Source organism: Streptomyces sp. NPDC058335 (assembly GCF_042723915.1).
GTDB lineage: Bacteria > Actinomycetota > Actinomycetes > Streptomycetales > Streptomycetaceae > Streptomyces.
In genome coordinates, this window is record NZ_JBHXHX010000017.1 from 162,401 (window position 1) to 180,738 (window position 18,338).

17 protein-coding genes are annotated in these 18,338 nt (G+C 73.0%); 6 read left to right on the plus strand and 11 right to left on the minus strand.

Annotation, left to right across the window (positions count from 1 at the left end; translation table 11 throughout):
- Positions 1-63: 63 nt before the first annotated feature.
- The 5 genes from ACFWJX_RS30110 to xylB form a co-directional block, all read right to left on the minus strand.
- Positions 64-1,332 carry a GAF domain-containing protein gene (locus ACFWJX_RS30110; RefSeq protein ID WP_383249293.1) on the minus strand — a complete coding sequence of 423 codons (1,269 nt, stop codon included), beginning with the start codon at positions 1,330-1,332 and terminating at the stop codon, positions 64-66.
- A gap of 117 nt (positions 1,333-1,449) precedes the next feature.
- The gene (locus tag ACFWJX_RS30115) at positions 1,450-2,055 is read right to left on the minus strand and encodes an N-acetylmuramoyl-L-alanine amidase (RefSeq protein ID WP_383249295.1); all 606 of its coding nucleotides are present in this window, start codon (positions 2,053-2,055) and stop codon (positions 1,450-1,452) included.
- Positions 2,056-2,119: 64 nt separating this feature from the next.
- The gene (locus ACFWJX_RS30120) at positions 2,120-3,133 is read right to left on the minus strand and encodes an acetamidase/formamidase family protein (protein ID WP_383249297.1); all 1,014 of its coding nucleotides are present in this window, start codon (positions 3,131-3,133) and stop codon (positions 2,120-2,122) included.
- A 498-nt stretch (positions 3,134-3,631) separates the two neighbouring features.
- Positions 3,632-4,840: an ROK family protein gene (locus ACFWJX_RS30125; RefSeq protein WP_383249299.1), complete on the minus strand. Its 1,209-nt coding sequence runs from the start codon at positions 4,838-4,840 to the stop codon at positions 3,632-3,634.
- 14 nt (positions 4,841-4,854) lie between these two features.
- Entirely contained in the window at positions 4,855-6,300 is a 1,446-nt protein-coding gene (xylB, locus tag ACFWJX_RS30130; protein WP_383249301.1) for a xylulokinase, read from the minus strand.
- A 116-nt stretch (positions 6,301-6,416) separates the two neighbouring features.
- Between xylB and xylA the strand changes: the two genes are divergently transcribed.
- Complete coding sequence (gene xylA, locus ACFWJX_RS30135; RefSeq protein ID WP_383249303.1) at positions 6,417-7,583, plus strand: xylose isomerase; 1,167 nt, start codon at positions 6,417-6,419, stop codon at positions 7,581-7,583.
- A 194-nt stretch (positions 7,584-7,777) separates the two neighbouring features.
- The gene (locus ACFWJX_RS30140; protein WP_383249305.1) at positions 7,778-8,263 is read left to right on the plus strand and encodes a hypothetical protein; all 486 of its coding nucleotides are present in this window, start codon (positions 7,778-7,780) and stop codon (positions 8,261-8,263) included.
- Between the two features lie 150 nt (positions 8,264-8,413).
- Here ACFWJX_RS30140 and ACFWJX_RS30145 read toward each other — a convergent pair whose 3' ends face one another.
- Positions 8,414-9,703: an SWF or SNF family helicase gene (locus ACFWJX_RS30145; protein WP_383249307.1), complete on the minus strand. Its 1,290-nt coding sequence runs from the start codon at positions 9,701-9,703 to the stop codon at positions 8,414-8,416.
- Positions 9,700-12,570: a DEAD/DEAH box helicase gene (locus ACFWJX_RS30150; protein WP_383249309.1), complete on the minus strand. Its 2,871-nt coding sequence runs from the start codon at positions 12,568-12,570 to the stop codon at positions 9,700-9,702. The genes ACFWJX_RS30145 and ACFWJX_RS30150 overlap by 4 nt, the downstream gene beginning before the upstream one ends.
- 237 nt (positions 12,571-12,807) lie before the next feature.
- Here ACFWJX_RS30150 and ACFWJX_RS30155 point away from each other — a divergent pair, with 237 nt between their 5' ends.
- Positions 12,808-12,990, plus strand: a complete 183-nt coding sequence (locus ACFWJX_RS30155; RefSeq protein ID WP_383249311.1) for a hypothetical protein — start codon at positions 12,808-12,810, stop codon at positions 12,988-12,990.
- Positions 12,991-13,045: 55 nt separating this feature from the next.
- Here the strand turns inward: ACFWJX_RS30155 and ACFWJX_RS30160 are convergent, their stop codons facing one another.
- The gene (locus ACFWJX_RS30160) at positions 13,046-13,897 is read right to left on the minus strand and encodes a hypothetical protein (RefSeq protein WP_383249313.1); all 852 of its coding nucleotides are present in this window, start codon (positions 13,895-13,897) and stop codon (positions 13,046-13,048) included.
- A 136-nt stretch (positions 13,898-14,033) separates the two neighbouring features.
- Positions 14,034-14,363: a hypothetical protein gene (locus tag ACFWJX_RS30165; protein ID WP_383249315.1), complete on the minus strand. Its 330-nt coding sequence runs from the start codon at positions 14,361-14,363 to the stop codon at positions 14,034-14,036.
- Positions 14,364-14,499: 136 nt separating this feature from the next.
- Between ACFWJX_RS30165 and ACFWJX_RS30170 the strand changes: the two genes are divergently transcribed.
- Positions 14,500-15,360, plus strand: a complete 861-nt coding sequence (locus ACFWJX_RS30170; RefSeq protein WP_383249317.1) for an oxygenase MpaB family protein — start codon at positions 14,500-14,502, stop codon at positions 15,358-15,360.
- On the opposite strand, the gene ACFWJX_RS30175 is transcribed toward ACFWJX_RS30170, so the two are convergent.
- On the minus strand, positions 15,346-15,870 hold the full coding sequence (locus ACFWJX_RS30175) for a PadR family transcriptional regulator (RefSeq protein ID WP_383249319.1): 525 nt from the start codon (positions 15,868-15,870) through the stop codon (positions 15,346-15,348). The two genes, ACFWJX_RS30170 and ACFWJX_RS30175, sit on opposite strands and share 15 nt — an antisense overlap.
- Before the next feature lie 137 nt (positions 15,871-16,007).
- Here ACFWJX_RS30175 and ACFWJX_RS30180 point away from each other — a divergent pair, with 137 nt between their 5' ends.
- Entirely contained in the window at positions 16,008-16,766 is a 759-nt protein-coding gene (locus tag ACFWJX_RS30180) for an alpha/beta fold hydrolase (RefSeq protein ID WP_383249320.1), read from the plus strand.
- A gap of 3 nt (positions 16,767-16,769) precedes the next feature.
- On the opposite strand, the gene ACFWJX_RS30185 is transcribed toward ACFWJX_RS30180, so the two are convergent.
- On the minus strand, positions 16,770-17,369 hold the full coding sequence (locus ACFWJX_RS30185) for a class I SAM-dependent methyltransferase (protein WP_383249322.1): 600 nt from the start codon (positions 17,367-17,369) through the stop codon (positions 16,770-16,772).
- A gap of 152 nt (positions 17,370-17,521) precedes the next feature.
- Here ACFWJX_RS30185 and ACFWJX_RS30190 point away from each other — a divergent pair, with 152 nt between their 5' ends.
- Entirely contained in the window at positions 17,522-18,313 is a 792-nt protein-coding gene (locus ACFWJX_RS30190) for an MHYT domain-containing protein (protein ID WP_383249324.1), read from the plus strand.
- The last annotated feature ends 25 nt before the right edge of the window (positions 18,314-18,338 follow it).

Genomic DNA, 18,338 nt, shown 5'->3' on the forward strand with positions numbered 1-18,338 from the left:
GGGTCGCGTGACCGTCGCGTCGGGTCGTGCCGACCCTGACGCCCTTGCAGCCGACCGGTGTTGTCAGCTGCGCTTCCACGACGCCGGCGCCGCCAACTCCGACTCCAGCGCGGCCAGCCGAGCCCGTACCGCCGCCGTCGGCCGTGCCGATGCCAGTGCCCGCCATACGCCCAGGTCCTCCTCGCCCCACGGCGCGTGCGCCCAGTCCGCGAGCAGGTCGGGGTCCCGGCCGGCGATCAGGGCGGCACGCAGACCGTCGGCCAGCCTGTTCCGGACCCGCACCACCGCCGGCGCCTGCGACGCCGGCAAGGGCGGACCGGTGTACGCCGTGACCGCGGCCGTGACCGCCCCGGCCGCCAGACGCCGCTCTACGACGGCGATGTCCGACTCGACGGGAACGGTGAGCCGGTACGGCCGCGAGGCCACCAACCCGGGGCCGAGCACCCCGCGCAGCCGGGCGAGCTCGGCCCGCAGGGTCACCGGAGTCACCGACTCGTCCTCGTACACCGCGCACAGCAGCTCGTCCCCGGTCAGGCCCTCCGGATGGCGGGCCAGCAGCATCAGGATCTCGCTGTGCCGCCGACTGAGCCTGATCCGTCGCCCGCCGGCAGCGAGCCACGCCTCGTCCCGGCCCAACACGGTCAGCTGGGGCGGGTCGGTCTCCGGCCGCGCGGGGGCGAGCAGCGCGAGGTGCGACTCGGCGGCCCGCGCGACCGCCTGGACGAAGGCCAGACTGTGCGGATGCGCCAGCCCGTCCCCGCCGGTGATGTCGACCGCGCCCAGCACCCGTCCGGTCCGCGGATCGTGCACCGGCGCCGCGGCGCACGTCCACGGCTGCACCCGCCGGATGAAGTGCTCGGCCGCGAACACCTGCACCGGCCGGTCCAGGGCGACCGCCGTCCCCGGCGCGTTCGTCCCCACCGCGGTCTCCGCCCACCGCGCGCCCGGCACGAAGTTCATCCGTTCCGCCTGCCGCCGCGTCGCCGGGTGGCCCTCGACCCACAGCAGCCGGCCGTGCGCGTCGCACACCGCCAGGAGATGCTTTCCATCGGCGGCGAACGTGCCCATCAGCTCCCGGAAAAGCGGCATCACCCGCGCCAGCGGATGCTCGGCCCGGTAGGCGCCGAGATCCCCGTCGGTCAGCTCCACGCTCGCGGTGCCATCCGGCCCGACGCCCGCCCGCGCCGAGCGCCGCCACGAGTCGGCCACCACGGACCGCACCGGTCGCGGCACCGTGCCGGCCTCGGTGAACGCGTCGTGCGCCCGCCGCAGGACCCGTACACGCTCGACAGGGTCGGCCCCCGGTTCCAGGGCCACCCAGGGATCGGTCAAGTCGGCCTCCCGGCAGGCGAAGTGGCTGGGGACATCGTCACGCCGGGTGTGCGCCCCGACAACCGTTTGGACCGCGGCCACCCGAAAGAGGGGATGGGGAGATCCCGCCGCCTCCGGTCAGGCGACGTTGACGAGTCTGACGTAGCGGACCCAGTCCCAGTCGGGGCCGGGGTCGGTGTGGTCGGTGCCGGGTACCTCGTGGTGGCCGATGATGTGGGCCCGGTCCTTGGGGATGCCGTACCGGTCGCAGACGGACGCCGTGAGCCGGGCGGACCGCTCGTAGAGGACGTCGGTGAAGTAGGCCGGCCGGTCCACCCACCCTTCGTGCTCGATGCCGATGCTCCGTGTGTTGTGGTCCCAGTTCCCCGCGTGCCAGGCGACGTCCGACTCCCGCACGCACTGCGCCACATGACCGTCGGCGGAACGCACCACGTAGTGCGCGGAAACCCTCTTCCGCGGATTCTGGAAAATGGACAGGGCCTGGGCGTACGTGGTCTGCGTGACATGGATGACGACCCGGTCGACGGGGTACGTCGTGGGACGGCTGGACGCCGTGTAGTTGGAGGGTGTCGCGGGCTGCCACTCGGCCGGCGGGTGGTCGACGGACCGCGTCTGCGCACCGGCCCGCGTCTCGGAGAGCAGCACGTACGGTACGGCGGCGAGGGCGGCGCCCTTCAGGATCCGGCGCCTGCCGGGGAGGGGGAGTGGCCTGGTTCGTTCCACGGATGCTGCCTTTCGGGGGACGGGGCGGGCAGGACTCGGCACCGGCTCGGTACGGGGGCGCGCGTCAGCTCCGGAGTGTCGCGGCCGTCTCGCGCAGCCGCGCGTGCAGTCCGCGGTGCGTCTCGCGTGCCGGCAGCCATTCCTTGCGGATCTTGGCCACGCACGTGTAGTTGGTGTCGCACACGTTGGCCAACGGGGACTCGACGGCCTGGGTTGCGAACTGGTACGCGTCCAGCTCAGCGAATCCGTAGTCCCGCACCAGCCACTGGACCAGGTCGAGCTGGGATATGCGGAACGCGTCCTCCAGCGGGCGCGCCGACCCGGTCGAGACGATGTGGGTGTCCGACTCGATGCGCGGCCAGGGCGTGGCCACCCCCTTGAGCAGTTCGACGATCACCACGGTGTTCATCGCGCACTCCACGGCCACCCCGCAGGTCTCGCCCTCGCCCTGCCGGGCGTGCCCGTCGCCGAGGCTCAGCAGCGCCCCCTCGACGTTCACCCCGAGGTAGCAGGTGACGCCCGCCCGCATCTCGGGGGTGTCCATGTTCCCGCCGTGCGCGTCGGGCACCAGGGCCGAGCGCACTTCGAGGTTGGCCGGCGCGACTCCCACCGTGCCGTGCATCGGGTCCAGGGGCAGTTCGAGTTCGATGTCGTTGTCGTGCGCGCGGAACAACGCCGTGCGGCGGGTCCGGTCGAGCTGCCAGATCCACACCTTCTCGGGGAGCGGCGGCTGGAGGGTGGCCGTGGTGTGTGTCGACGTCAGCGCGCCGAACAGGGGGACCGTGGTGGAGGCCGCCCAGTCGCGGGCCGGTTCGATCGACACGAAGTGGACGGCGACGGTGTCCCCCGGCTCGGCGCCCTCGATGTGGAAGGGACCGGTCTGCGGGTTGAGGAAGGGAAACTGGCACACCTCGGACACGAGGTCCTTCTCGGAGCGCACCCGGCCGGCGAAGCAGTCCTCCGTGTACAGGTCCAGGACCGTCCCCGGCGCGATGCGCGCCACGGGCGGCGCGCCGCCGAACGTCCAGGCGTACTCGCCCGGTTCAGGCCGCACGGTGAGGATCCGGGGGTCGGTCATGGTGCACAGCTCCGTTCTGGGCAGGGCCGATGAAGGTGGTGACGTCCGGGCGGACGAGGGTGGTTGCGGTGACGTGCCGGGACGGGGTCGCCGGCTGCGCCCGCGTGGATCACGTTACGGCGCCCTGTGCCTGCGCGGCCGGAAACCGCCGGGATCGGTGGACGACCGCGGCACTGTGGACAACTCGCTCACCCGAAGGGGGAGTTCCGGGGCGCTCCGGTCCGGGGCGGCGAGATGCGTCCGGATGCGGACGGGGGCGTCGGACGGGTCGACAACTGCGACGCGAGGCCGCCTGCCCAGCGCCGGCAGAGGGCTTTGACCCGGTCGGGCCGCACACGGCCGTACGGAGAGGAAACGTCTGCGGGAGGTCGCTCGGCGTGCCTGCCGGGGATCAGACCTCACCCACCCCGAGCGGGCTCAGTCCGGCCCGCCCCTGTCGGCACACCACAGCCCCGTCGCACGACCGCCGGCAGTGGTGGCCGCCGGCGCCGCCGGCCCTCAACCCCGCCCCGCCACACCCGCCGGGTCGTCAAGCACCGTCCGCACCACCGAGTGCGCCGCGCCGAGCAGCGGGCCCTCGGGGCCCAGCCGGGAGACGGACACCGGGCAGGGCGGGCCGGCTGTGCGGCGGGCGAGTTCGGACTCCAGGGACGGCAGCAGCCACGGGGCGAGTCCGGCGAGCGCACCGCCCAGCACGACAGCCTCGGGGTCCAGCAGATTGAGCGCTCCGGTCAGGGCGACGCCCAGCGCCGTCCCCGCCTCGCGCAGTGCCCGCCGTACGTCCTCGTCGCCGTCCGCCGCGCGTCGGGCCAGCAGTCCCACGCGGTCCTCGCCGAGTTCCAGGCCGGCCGCGCGCAGGACCGCCTCCTCACCGGCGTACTGCTCCAGACAGCCCCGGCTGCCGCACCCACAGTCCGGACCGTCGGGATGGACCGGCACATGCCCGAGTTCGCCGGCGAAGCCGCGGGTGCCGCGCAGCAGGCTGCCGTCGACGACGAGCGCGGCACCGATGCCGATCTCCGCCGAGACGTGCAGAAAGTCGCGGGGGGTGTCCGCGCCGAGCCAGAGTTCCGCGAGGCCGCCGAAGTTGGCCTCGTTGTCCACGGTCAGCGGGAACTCGCCGGGAAGCAGGTCGCCGAGGTCGACGTCGTGCCAGTCGAGGTTCGGGGCGCGGACGACGGTGCGGGCGTCTCGGCCCACCAGGCCCGGGACGGCCACCGCGAGCCCCGCCGGCCACAGCCCCTCGCGCTCCCCGTCGGCCACGACCCGGCGCACCAGTCCGGTGAGTTCCCGGAGTACCGGTTCGGGAGCACGGCCCCGGTTCGTGCCGTGCCGTACGGCACGTGCCCGCACCTCGCCGCGCAGGTCGACGGCGCAGACGGCGAGGTGGTCGACGCCGATCTCCGCGCCGATCCCCGCCGGGCCGCGCCCGCTGACCGCGAGCGCCGACCCGGGCCTGCCCACCCTGCCGGGTCGTTCGGGGCCCAGTTCCTCGATCAGGCCGGTGCCTATCAGCTCGTCGACGAGCGTCGAGACCGCCGCACGGGTCAGGCCGATGTGCGAGGCGACCGCTGCCCGTGACAGCGGTCCCTCGGCGCTGACGGCGTGCATCACGCGGGCGAGGTTGCGGCGGCGCATGCCCTGCTGGGTGTCGGGCAGCGCTCGCCCGGGGCCGGTCGGGCGGGCCTCGTGCGGCGGTGCGCTCATGCCTCCGTCGATCCTCAGTGGGTGTCCGTGTCCCGCTCCAGCAGCGGGGCCGCGTCGGAGAGTACCCCGGCGATCCTGGCCAGGGTCGCCTCGTCCCGCTCGACCGCGTCGAGCACCGGGCCCCGTGCGGTGTTCCAGCGCCGGGCGACGGAGGCCGGGTCCTCCCCGGTCAGCAGGCCGGCCGCCTGCGCCGCGGCGCCCAGCGCGACGAGTTCCTTGGCGTCCGGGATCTGCACGGGCCGCCCGGACAGCCGGCGCACGGTCCGCTGCCAGGCCGTGCCGCGGGCACCGCCGCCGATCAGCAGCAGCGGAGCCGAGCGGTCCGCGTCCTCGTCGAGGACCAGGTCCAGCGCGCCGAGCAGGGAGTGCACCGCACCGTCGTAGGCGGCCTGGAGCAGCTGGCCGGCGGTGGTGTCGTGGCGCAGGCCGTGCAGGAGACCGGAGGCGTTCGGCAGGTTCGGGGTGCGCTCGCCGTCGAGGTAGGGCAGGAACGTGAGGCCGGTGGTGGGCTCGACGGCCTCACGGTCCAGGCCCAGCAGTGTGGCGACCCGGTCGACGGCGAGGGTGCAGTTCAGCGTGCAGGCCAGCGGCAGCCAGTCGCCGTGCGCGTCGGCGAAACCGGCCACCGTGCCCGTCGGGTCGGTCGGGCGGCGCCTCGACACGGCGTACACCGTGCCGGAGGTGCCGAGGCTCAGCACCGGAGTGCCGGGGCGCAGGCCGAGGCCGAGCGCCGCCGCAGCGTTGTCGCCGGTGCCCGCGGCGACCAGGGTGCCCTTGGAGAACGGCAGGTCGTGACTGTCCCGCACGGTGCCCGCGACCTCGCCGGGCCGTACCACGCGCGGCAGCAGCGCCGGGTCGAGGCCCACGTGAGCCAGGATCTCCTCGTCGTACGCCTCGGTCCCGGACGCCCACCAGCCGGTGCCGGAGACGTCACCGCGGTCGGTCGTGCCCTCGCCCGTGAGGCGTTCGGTGAGGTAGTCGTGGGGGAGGCGTACGGCCTTCGTCGCGCGCAGGGCCTCCGGCTCGTGCTCGGCGAGCCAGGCCCACTTCGTCACCGTGAAGGAGGCGGCCGGCACCAGTCCGGTGCGCTCCGCCCAGAACTTCGCGCCGCCCAGTTCCTCCGTCAGCCGGCGGGCCTGCGGGGCCGAGCGCACGTCGTTCCACAGCAGCGCAGGGCGCACCGGTTCACCGCGCTCGTCCAGCGTCACGAGCCCGTGCTGCTGTCCGCCGATCGACACGGCCGCCGCCTCGTGCGCCGCGTCACCGCACTGGCGCAGGGCCTCGTGCAGGGCGTCCCACCACTGGCGCGGGTCGCTCTCCCGGCCGGCACCGGAGGACACCGTGTGCGGCGCCTGGCCGCTCGCGACGACCTGACCGGTGGCCGCGTCGACCACCAGCACCTTGGTGGACTGGGTGGACGTGTCCACGCCGACGACGAGCGGACCCTCGGCTGCTGACATCGGGATCTCCCTAACTTTTTCCGCGGCTCCGCGGGATCTGACTTCCCAGAGATGCCTCCGCATACTAATTTGTAAACGGCCATGACGAAATAGTCTGCAAGCAAGGAGCCGCGGCAATGAGCTACCAGCCCACCCCCGACGACAGGTTCACTTTCGGTCTGTGGACCGTCGGCTGGCAGGGACGCGACCCGTTCGGTGACGCCACACGCCGCGCCCTGGACCCGGTCGAGACGGTGCAGCGCCTGGCCGAGCTGGGCGCGCACGGTGTGACTTTCCACGACGACGACCTGATCCCCTTCGGGTCCTCCGACAGCGAGCGCGAGGAGCACATCAAGCGCTTCCGCCAGGCCTTGGACACCACCGGCATGAAGGTGCCGATGGCCACCACCAACCTCTTCACGCACCCCGTCTTCAAGGACGGCGCCTTCACCGCGAACGACCGCGACGTGCGGCGATACGCCCTGCGCAAGACGATCCGCAACATCGACCTGGCCGCCGAGCTGGGTGCGAAGACCTACGTCGCCTGGGGCGGGCGTGAGGGCGCGGAGTCCGGCGCCGCCAAGGACGTGCGCGTGGCCCTCGACCGCATGAAGGAGGCCTTCGACCTCCTCGGCGAGTACGTCGTCGAGCAGGGCTACGACCTGCGCTTCGCCATCGAGCCCAAGCCGAACGAGCCGCGCGGCGACATCCTGCTGCCCACCGTCGGCCACGCGCTGGCGTTCATCGAGCGCCTCGAGCGCCCGGAGATGTACGGCGTCAACCCCGAGGTCGGCCACGAGCAGATGGCGGGCCTGAACTTCCCGCACGGCATCGCCCAGGCCCTGTGGGCGGGCAAGCTCTTCCACATCGACCTCAACGGCCAGTCCGGCATCAAGTACGACCAGGACCTCCGCTTCGGTGCCGGCGACCTGCGCTCGGCGTTCTGGCTGGTCGACCTGCTGGAGACCGCCGGCTACAGCGGCCCGCTCCACTTCGACTTCAAGCCGCCGCGCACCGAGGACCTGGACGGCGTGTGGGCGTCCGCCGCGGGCTGCATGCGCAACTATCTGATCCTCAAGGAGCGTGCGGCGGCCTTCCGCAACGACCCGGAGGTCCAGCAGGCACTGCGCGACTCCCGCCTGGACGAGCTGGCCCAGCCGACCGCCGCCGACGGTCTTCAGGCCCTGCTCGCCGACCGTGGCGCCTTCGAGGACTTCGACGCCGAGACGGCAGCCGCCCGCGGCATGGCCTTCGAGCGTCTCGACCAGCTCGCCATGGACCACCTGCTCGGCGCCCGCGGCTGACGGCACGCGCGCGTGGGTTCCCCCGGGTACTCGCGCGCGCCGTTCGTCACGCACACGCGTGTGCGTGACGAGCACACCCGGCGGCAGCGGCCCCCGTGCGGAGTACGTCGGAATCATGCCGTCCATGGCATGCGCCGGTATCAACTTCCGTGCGGGGGTCGCGCTTCGGCCGGCCCGGCGCCAGGCTGGACGCCATGGCCATGCCGCCCGTACCGCCCAAGCCGCCCGGCCCGCCGGGCGACACGCCGCCTCCGGGCGGCTTCGGACCGCCTTCCCCGGGCTTCGGCCCCGGCCACGCCGCGGGAGGCGGCGACCGGCCGCCGTCCGAGCCGCCCCCTGCGCCGCCCGGACCTCCCGACGGCCCCAGAAGGCGCAGGAACCCTCTTTTCGCCGTACTGGCGCTGCTCGTCGCCGCCGCAGTCGTCATCGCCGTGGTGCTGTTGGCCTCCGGCAACGACGACTCACCGGACGGCGACCCACCGCCGGGAACGGGATCCTCGCCCGCCCCCTCGCTCAGCCTCCCGAGCGAGCTGCCCAGCGGATTCCCGACCGAGCTGCCCACCCAGTTGCCCAGCGAACTGCCGTCCCAGTTCCCCAGCGACCTGCCGAGCGACCTGCCGACCGCGCTGCCGAGCGATCTCGAATCGCTCCTGCCGTCCCTGGAGGAACTGCTGCCGTGACCGCGCCGTCGTGCGGCACACGCGCGTGATGTCGTGTGCCGTGCGGCACGCACACACGCGTCCCGCACGGCACGGCTCACCGGCCGGGTGTCACACGCCCTTCGGCAGGCGCACGTACGTCACCTTCGCTTCACCGGAGCGGCTCTCACCTCAGGAAGGCGCCTCCTCCACATCGGAACCGACAGCGGCCAGGGCGGTCGCCGGATCCTGGGCCGCGTCCCCGGCCGGCACCCAGCGCCCGCGCTCCTTGCGGTACGGCCACCAGCGGCCGTCCCGCCCCAGGCGCAATTGGCCGGCCGACCCGACCACGGTCCACCGGTTGCCCCGCGCCCGCAGCACCGGCCGCACGTCCTCCTCCCAAGCCGTGTCCAGGGCCGCACGCGCGCGTGCGAGTGCCTCGCCCTCGACGGCCCATTCCTCCTCGAGCACCGCAACGGCGGACGCACCCCCCGTGCGCCAGGCCCGGACGGCCAGCGCCAGTTGCTCACGGCCGCGACCCGAGCCGGCGGCGAGCCGGTCCAGTACGGACTGCGCCGTGTCGGCGTCTCCTGGACGGCCCGCCGCCAGCCGCACCGCGTCCTCAGTGACCGTCAGCGCCCTCGCCGGAGCCCGCCGCTCGGCCCCGCCGCGCAGCGCTTCCGCGAGCAGGGCATGGGCATGCGCGGCCGTGCGGGCGGCCAGTAGTTCCAGGGCCGCCGGTTCCACCTCGCCGGGAGGCGGAGCCTCGGTGTCCAATGACGGCGGCACGCCGGGCACTTCGGGCAGCTCCGGCACGGCGGGCAGCGGAGGCAGGACCTGCCCCGCGAGGTACGCCTCCACCGCGTCCACGCCCTGCTGCGGCGCGGGCGCGGCCTCGGCCGGCGCCGCGGTGCCGCGGGCCTGTAGGTCGGCGAGGACAGACTCCTCGGCCCGTCCGCGCAGGAGCAGAAGGACGAACGGGTCCTGATCGAGCAGCCGCGCCACCTGGTAGCACAGGGCCGCCGTATGACCGCAGTGGTCCCAGGCGCCGCAGCCGCACTCCGCCTCCAGGTCGCCCAGCCCCGGCAGCAGGTCGATGCCCGCGGTCTCCGCGTCCTCGACCAGATGCGGCGGCATCTCACGGTCGAGCAGCGCGGCGACATGTCCGGCCCGTTCCACGGCCAGGTCCAGGAAACGGTCCCACTGGGCGTCCGTCAGGACGTCGAGCAGCACGTCGGCCCGGTATCCCGTGCCGTCATGGTCCTGGACGACAGCCGTGATCCGCCCGGGTCGCACCGACACCGCACCCACTGCTCCCGCGCGCGCGAGCCTGCGGCCCGTACGCACCTGTGCCCCGTCCAGCGCGCCGCCCTCCAGGGCCGCCAGCCATGCCTGTCCCCACCAGGACTGGGCGAACCCCCTCCCGTGCGCGGGAGGCAATGCCTCGAAAGTACGTTCCCGCTCGCCGTCGTACGCGTTCATCGTGCGCCCCCTCGCAGTTGCACCAGCTCGGCCAGTTCGGCGTCCGACAGCTCCGTGAACCCTGCCTCGCCGGAGCCGAGCACGGCGTCGGCGAGATTCTGTTTGCGGCGCAGCATGTCGGCGATACGGTCCTCGATCGTGCCCTCCGCGATCAGCCGGTGCACCTGCACCGGCCGGGTCTGCCCGATGCGGTAGGCACGGTCGGTGGCCTGTGCCTCGACGGCCGGGTTCCACCAGCGGTCGTAGTGCACCACGTGCTCCGCGCGCGTGAGGTTGAGCCCGGTCCCGGCTGCCTTGAGCGACAGCAGGAACACGGGAACCTCGCCGGCCTGGAAACGCGCCACCATCGCCTCGCGCTCGGCGACGGGCGTGCCGCCGTGCAGGAACTGGGTCGGTACGCCCCGCGCGGCCAGATGCCGTTCGAGGACCCGCGCCATGCGGACGTACTGCGTGAACACCAGGACGCCCGCCCCCTCGGCGAGGATCGTGTCGAGCAGTTCGTCCAGCAGCTCCAGCTTCCCGGAACGCCCGGTGGTCCTCGGCCGGTCCTCCTTGAGGTACTGCGCCGGGTGGTTGCAGATCTGCTTGAGGCCGGTCAGGAGCTTCACGACCAGCCCACGCCGTGCCATGTCGTCGGCCTCGGCGATCGCCGCCAGCGTCTCCCGCACGACGGCCTCGTACAGGCCCGTCTGTTCCTTGGTCAGGGACACCGGGCGATCGGTCTCGGTCTTGGGCGGCAGCTCGGGCGCGATGCCCGGGTCCGACTTGCGGCGGCGGAGCAGGAACGGGCTCACGAGTCGGGCGAGCCGCTCCGCCGCGGCCGGGTCCCCGCCCTCCTCGACGGCTCGGGCGTACCGCGTGCGGAACGTGCCGAGCCGGCCCAGCAGGCCGGGGGTCGTCCAGTCCAGGATCGCCCACAGCTCCGACAGATTGTTCTCGACCGGTGTGCCCGTGAGCGCCACGCGCGCGCGTGCCCCGATCGTGCGCAGCGCCCGCGCGGTCTCCGAGTACGGGTTCTTCACATGCTGCGCCTCGTCCGCCACCACCAGGCCCCACGGCACGTCGCCGAGCCGGCCCGCGTCCATGCGCAGCGTGCCGTACGTGGTGAGGACGAACTCCCCGTCGGCCAGGTCCGCCAGATCGCGCCGCGGCCCGTGGAAGCGGCGCACCGGTGTGCCGGGGGCGAACCGCTCGATCTCCCGTTGCCAGTTGCCCATCAGGGACGTAGGGCAGACGACCAGGGTGGGCCCGGCGGCCGAGGGGTCCGTCCTGCGGTGCAGATGGAGGGCGATCAGCGTGACGGTCTTGCCGAGCCCCATGTCGTCGGCCAGGCAGCAGCCGAGTCCCAGGGACGTGTTCCTGGCCAGCCAGCCGAGGCCGCGCCGCTGGTAGTCGCGCAGCGTCGCGTCGAGCGCGGCGGGCTGCTCCACCGGCTCCTGGTCGTCGGGGCGCGTCAGCCGCTCCCGCAGGGCCGCCAGCCATCCGGTGGGCTGGACCTCGACCCGACGGCCGTCGACCTCCGTGGAGCCCGTCAGAGCCGCACCCAGCGCGTCGATCGGTGACACCTTGCGGTCCTGCTGGACCCGCGCGCGACGCAGCTCCCGGGGGTCTATCAGCACCCACTGGTCGCGCAGCCGCACGAGCGGCCGGTTCGCCTCTGCCAGACGGTCCAGTTCCTCGCGCGTGAGGCGCTGGTCGCCGAGCGCGAACGACCAACTGAAGCTGAGCAGCGCGTCCGCGGACAGGAACGACGGTGCGTCCGAGCCGGCCCTGTCCGGTCCGGGGACGTCGTCCGGCGGGCCCACCACCGCGCGGGCGGTGAGCGTGCGGGCCAGCTCCCGAGGCCAGTGGACCTCCACCCCCGCCGCGGTGAGCGCCCGCGATCCCTCGCCCAGGAGTTCCGAGACCTCCTCGTCGAGCAGATCGACGGCGTCCGGGACGGCCGCCGACAGCAGGGGCGTGAGCGCCGGCCACGCGCGGGCGGCACGGCGCAGGGCGAGAAGGGCGTCCATCCGCGTGCGTGAGCCGAACGCGCGGTGGCCGGCGCCGGAGTCCTGCCAGATCTCGGCGGCGTCCGCGACGAGCGAGGGATCGCTCAGGCTGTGCACCTGGGGCACGGCGCGAAAGGCCGGCGTCGCCCCCTCGGGGCCCGTGGGGGAGAGTCCCGAGATCTCGATCCGCAGCGAGACCCGTACGCCTGCGTCGTGGCCGGCCGCCACATCGGCGGCCCAGGCCCGCAGGTGCGGCACGCGCAGCGGCTGTGGTGCCGCATAGGCCGGACCGCCCGTCAGCAGCGGTGCGGCGGGGGAGCGGGGGAGGGCGTCGGCGACCGCGTCCAGGAAGGCTCGCAGCAGCCGCTCCTGATCGGGCAGTCGCAGGGGCGGAGTATCGGTCAGGGCTACGGCGTGCGCCTCGGGAGGCATTGCGGCGGCCAGTCGGCGCACCTTCTGGACATCGTCGGGTCCCAAGGGGCCCGCGCGCCAGGCGTCGTGGTCGTCCGAGGAGAGGCCCGGCAGCAGTAGTCCGCGCGCGGTGAACTCCAGGGCAGCGAGAGCCGCCGCACCCCAGAACGCGACCGCCCCGTGTGCCTCCGGGACGGCCCGCGCGCGTGTGAGGACGTGCAGGGCCTCGTGCATCGGCAGCAGCAGGGCCGGCACGCGGACCAGTTCCACGCCCGCGCCGGTGGGCCGGACGACGGACAGGTCCTCGACCGAGCCGGACCCCGACGTCAGGACGGGGGGAGCGTCACCGTCGGGACGCCAGAAGGCGACGCGGCCGGTGCGCGCGGGCACCTCGGGCACGAACACGGCGGGGCAACAAGCCAGTTCCACGATCTCGGACGGTGTTTCCGCGGAAACCCACTGCACGGAGATGCCTACTCCTCAAATTTGACTACTGAAGGTCGGCCGCCGAGAGTACAGCACTGCGCGACCGAACGCGCGCACATCCGCCGAAGAACCTTCATCGAATGTGCGCGCTGAAGGGCTCAGGGACAGCTCAGGGGTGTACGTCAGGGACTTCTCAGGGGTGATGCTGGAACCGCGCGCCGCGCAGAGCCGTTTTCAGACCAGAGAGCGGCAGTGGCCGCGGAGGAGGCGACGCACATGTCGAAGAACGCGAAGATCGCGGCAGGAGGAGTGGCCGTAGGGCTCCTGCTGCTGATCTGGCTGCCCTGGTGGGCGGCCCTGCTGATCGTGCTGGGAGTTCCGGCGGCGGCGTACCTCATGCTGGATCCCTCGCAGCGGCGCAAGTTGCGCCGTGTCACACGCAAGGAGCTCGGTCGCTGAGGCGCGGGGGGCCGCGCCGCGGCCCCCCGCCGTCCAGCACGCGCCCCCGTTCGGCTCAGCTCGGCCGTACGGCCATCTTGTCGAGCGCCTCGAGCAGGCCGGGCAGCTCGGGTCCCCGACCGACCGGCAGTACCTCGCCGGGTTCGTCGTCGAGCAGGACGAAGGCGATGTCGTCGGTCCGGGCCACCAGCGACCAGCCGGGGCCGTCCGCGCGCAGGGTGCGCGCGTCCCCCGGCGCGAACGACGAGCGCACGCGACCCAGCGGAGGCGGTGTCTCCACGTAGGTGCGGACCTCCGCGAGGACACGGCGGACGCCGAGGTGCCCAGCCGCGGAGGTTTCCTTCTCGCCTTCCTCCGCGCCCTCGGTCGTCTCGGCCGGCTCCGACCCGTCGCCCGCGGGCGCGAACTCGGCGTCGTCGATCTGCTCGCGCCACAGGGCCCACTGGAGCGCGATCTCGTCGGCTCCCAGTCGTCGCTGGGCCGGGCCCCAGGTGGTCGTGTCCGGCGGGCGCAGGGCAGCGCCGCCCGCCGCCTCCGGGTCGGGATCGTGCGGCGCCGGTACGCCGGGCGCCGCGACGGCGACCGCCAGCGGCCAGCCGGGCAGGGCGGCGACCACGGTCCGCTCGTCGGGCGACAGGTCGTACTCCATGCCGCAGTCCCATGACGCGATGGCGACGGCCACCAGCGACACGTCGTCGATGGCGACCGTCCACCGAGCGCCCTCGCCGTCCTGGCCCAGCACCAGGCCGTATCCGTCGGCGAGCGGCGCGAGGCCGAGCGCCGCACAGGCCTCCGGGTAGTCGTCGCCCAGCACACTCGGGAACTTCGCCGACGTCAGCAACACCGCCGTGAGCACATAGAGCGCATCGTCCGCGGCGGCGACGGCGTCCTCTTCCGTCCCGGCCATCCCAGCCTCCCCATCGGTTCGTCCATCGGCGCGCACCCTAGTGCCGCGAGAAGCCGCTTGTCACGACTCCCCGACACGCCCGGAGCTGCAGTTTTCCCACCGGACGGGGGCGAATCACCCCTGGCCGCCGACAGTGTCACGCCGACGGCAGCCCCAGAAGGGCACGCGCCACCGCCCGCGGCGACTCGTCCCGCTCGCGCGCGAGGGCGATCACCGCCCGGCACGCCAGTTCGTTGACCCCGAACGACAGCGCCTCGGGCGACACCCAGCCCGCCGCCTCCTCGATCCTGTCCTGGTCATCCTCCGCGCACGCCGAGACGTATGCGGCGGCCGCCTCGAACAGGTTGTGCGCACGCTTCGCGCCGGACTTCCGCGGAGCACGCGCGGACCGCTCCCCACTCGCAGGCGGCCGCCCGCGCGCGGCATCGACAAATCGTCCCCAGGTTCCGCGGACCGAGTCGAACATCGCCGACCACCTTCCCCCTGCGTGAACGTACCGACGGAGCGTTCATCTCCTGTCGCTCAACGTAGAGTCGGAGTTCCGGCAGCAGAAGGGGGACAGCGCGGTGAAGCGCTATGAGAGGCTCGGACGGATCCGGTGCATGGATCCCGTGGCGCAGGCCTCCGAGATCTACCGGTTGACCGTCGCGTACGAGTTCCCGTGGGACTTCACACGAGCCCTTGAACTCGCCCTCTACCGCACCTACGCGGTGCCGAGCATCGGCAGACTGCTCGCCCGCACGGCGGAACTCACCCACCGCTCGCAGAAGCGCTACGACGACACCTCGCTGCTCCTCGACGCCGTCGTCGAGCACGGATTCGACAGCGAAGAGGGCCGAACGGCCGTCCGCCGCATCAACCGCATGCACCGCAGCTACGACATCGGCAACGACGACATGCGCTATGTGCTCTGTACGTTCGTCGTCGTGCCCAAACGCTGGATCGACGCCTACGGATGGCGCAGGCTGTCCCGCCACGAGATCGTCGCCTCCACCGTCCACTACCGCACCCTCGGGCACCGCATGGGCATCAAGGACATCCCCTCGTCGTACGAGGAGTTCGAGGCCTGCCTCGACGCCTACGAAGAGGCCCACTTCGGCTGGGACGAGGGTGCGCGGGCGGTATCGGACGCCACGCTCGACCTGATGGCCTCCTGGTACCCGCGGCCGCTCGCCCCCGTGCTGCGTACCGCCACCCTCGCCCTGCTCGACGAACCGCTTCTGCGCGCCTTCCGGTACACCCCGCCGGCACCCGCCACGCGTGCGCTGGTCCGCCGGGCGGTGCGCGCGCGTGGGCGGGTGGTCCGGCTGTTCCCGCCGCGCCGCGCACCGCACTACGCGCGCCAGAACTGGGAGATCAAGAGCTACCCGGAGGGCTACCGCCTGGAGCAGTTGGGGACCAGGCCGGTACCCGGGCTGGGAGGCTGCCCCGTGCGGCACGGGGACGACTCAGCCGCCGAGTGACTTCAGCGTGGCGCGCAGCCAGGTGAGTTCGGCTCTGGACGTCGCCCGCGCGATGGTCAGCAGGCCACGCCGGAACGGGTCGTCCAGCTCCTCGGCGCGCAGTGCCCGGTCACCGTCGTAGAAGAAGCTCGCGGGCTCCTCCAGGAAGGCCGTGCGGCGTCGCAGTACGGCGGCCTGGGCGGGGGCGTCGTCGAGGTGCCGCAGGAAGGCGAGGACCGTGAACCAGCGGTTCTCGTCGGTGATGTCCCGCTCGTCGGGCTCGGCGAGCCGGCGTCGCAGCTCGAGCCGTCCCTCGTCCGTGAGGCTCAGGACGTGCCGCGGGGCGGCCACGGCACCCGGCTCGGTGGCCCGCACCAGGAGTCCGGCTTTCTCCAGGCGCTTGATCGCCGGATACAAGGTGCTCTCGGCGACGGGCCGCACATGGCCCGTCAGCGCCGAGATGCGCTTGCGCAGCTCGTAGCCGTGCAGCGGCGCGTCGTACAGGAAACCGAGGATGGCGAGCTCCAGCATGCCCACATTCTGCCGTACCGGCGCGGTACATCTCAGAGGCCGTATGCCGAGCAAGCTGTATCTCAGTCACGCGATACATCTGTGCCGATGTATTATCGACGCGTTCGAGTGGACGGTCGTGCCCCGAGGAGGCAGCGATGCAGCAGGCCGAGTTCGGTCAGGGCGGGAGCAGGATCCGCTGGACGGAGGCGCCGGGGGAGGATCCCGCGCGCGTGTACGTGCACGGTCTGGGAGCCGCCTCGACCGTCTATCACGCGCATGTGGCGGCGCGGCCCGAACTCGCCGACCGACGCAGCCTGTTCGTCGACCTCCCGGGACACGGCATCAGCGACCGGCCACACGACTTCGGTTACACGCTAGAGGAGCACGCGGACGCGCTGGCCACGGCGCTGGACGCGGCGGGCGTCACCGGCGCCGAGCTGGTCGCTCACAGCATGGGCGGTTCCGTGGCCATCGTCCTGGCTCACCGCCGGCCCGACCTGGTCGCACGGCTGGTCGTCACGGAGGCCAACCTCGACGCCTTCCCGCCCTCGACCGCGGGCAGCAGCGGCATCGCCTCCTACACGGAGGAGGAGTTCGTCGACGGCGGCCACGCGCGCGTGCTGGACCAGGTCGGACCGCTGTGGGCGGCGACCATGCGGCTGGCCGACCCGCGCGGCCTGCATCGCAGCGCCGTCGGACTGCGCCGCGGATCCGAACCCGTCATGCGCGAGATCCTCGCGGGCCTCGACAAGGTCGAACGCGTCTACCTGCAAGGCGAGTCGAGCGGCCCGCTCGATGGAGCCGACGCACTGGAGGCGGGGGGCGTACGGATCCTGACGGTGCCGGCCGCCGGTCACAACGTCATGTTCGACAACCCCGACGCCTTCGTGAAAGCGGTCGCCGGAGACGCGTGAACCTCAGCTCTCGCGCACGGCCAGTGCGAGGAACCGGGCCTCCTCGTCGACGTACGACGTCATGCGCCACCCCGAACCCGCCAGCAGCGGTCGCAGGTTCGGCTCGGCGCGCAGGTCGTCGGGGGTGATCCTGCGGCCCTGGCGCGCCGCGAGGGCCGCCCTGCCGATCGGATGGAACAGCGCCAGCACGCCGCCGGGGCGCACCACCCGCGCAAGTTCCCGCAGGTTCCGCGCCGGGGCGGGCAGGTGGGCGACGAGCCCGGCGGCGAACACGGCGTCGAGCGAGCCGGAGCGCAGCGGGAGCGCGGCGACATCGGCGAGCAGCAGCCGCCCGTCACGGTCGCGTCCGGCCCGTACGGCCGCCTCCAGCATCGCCGGGGTCAGATCGGCCCCGAGGACCACTCCCGAGGCTCCCACGGCGACGCGCAGCGGCGGCAGGGCCCGGCCGGTGCCGCAGCCCGCGTCGAGCACCCGGTCGCCCTCGCGCAGGCCGAGTTCGGCCACCGCGGCCGCATAGGCGGGACCGTCGTCGGGGAATCTGCTGTCCCAGTCCGCCGCGCGCGGCGTGAAGAACTCCTGGACGTGTGTGTGGTCGTCGCTCATGTTCCGCATGATCCCTCACCAACACGGAGGACGCCCCGGCGCACATGTTCGAGCGTGAGGCGATCGCTCCGGCGCATTTCTGCGTCATATTGCGGCAGGTTTCGAAATGCGCCCCCTTTGTGCTCCCGTGCCCCGGCTAGCGTCCCGGACCCATGGGACACCTGGACCACGCCACCTTCGGCTGGCTGACACCCGTGCTGTCGTACGCGATGGCCTGCATCGGCGCCGCCCTCGGGCTGCGCTGCACCGTCCGTGCGCTGGGCGCGACCGGGCGCTCGCGCCGCAACTGGCTCGTCACGGCCGCCTCGGCGATCGGCACCGGCATCTGGACCATGCACTTCGTGGCCATGCTCGGTTTCGGCGTCAGCGGGACCGACATCCGATACGACGTTCCGCTGACCGTGCTCAGCCTCCTGGTCGCCATGGTCGTCGTCTGCGCCGGTGTGTTCGCCGTCGGCTACAGCCGGGACCGCACGCGCGCGTTGCTGATCGGCGGGCTCACCACCGGGCTCGGTGTGGCGAGCATGCACTACCTCGGCATGGCCGCGGTGAGACTGCACGGCGACGTCACCTACGACCCGATGCGCGTCGGGCTCTCCGTCGCCATCGCCGTCGTCGCGGCGACCGCGGCGCTCTGGGCGGCGCTCAACATCGAGGCGCCGGTCGCGGTCACCTTTGCCTCCCTCGTCATGGGCGCGGCGGTGAGCAGCATGCACTACACCGGAATGCTCGCGGTCCATGTCGAGGTCACGCCCTCGGGCGAGGCCCTGCCGGGGGCCACGGCGATGCAGTTCATCTTCCCCCTCGCCGTCGGTCTCGGGTCCTATCTCTTCCTGACCTCGGCCTTCGTCGCGCTCTCGCCCACCACGGGGGAACGCGAGGCGTCCGCCTCCGCCCAGCAGGCGGAGAGCGCCGTCGGCCGTCAGCAGGCCCGGACCGTGTGACGGGACCGGAGACCGTCCCGCGAAC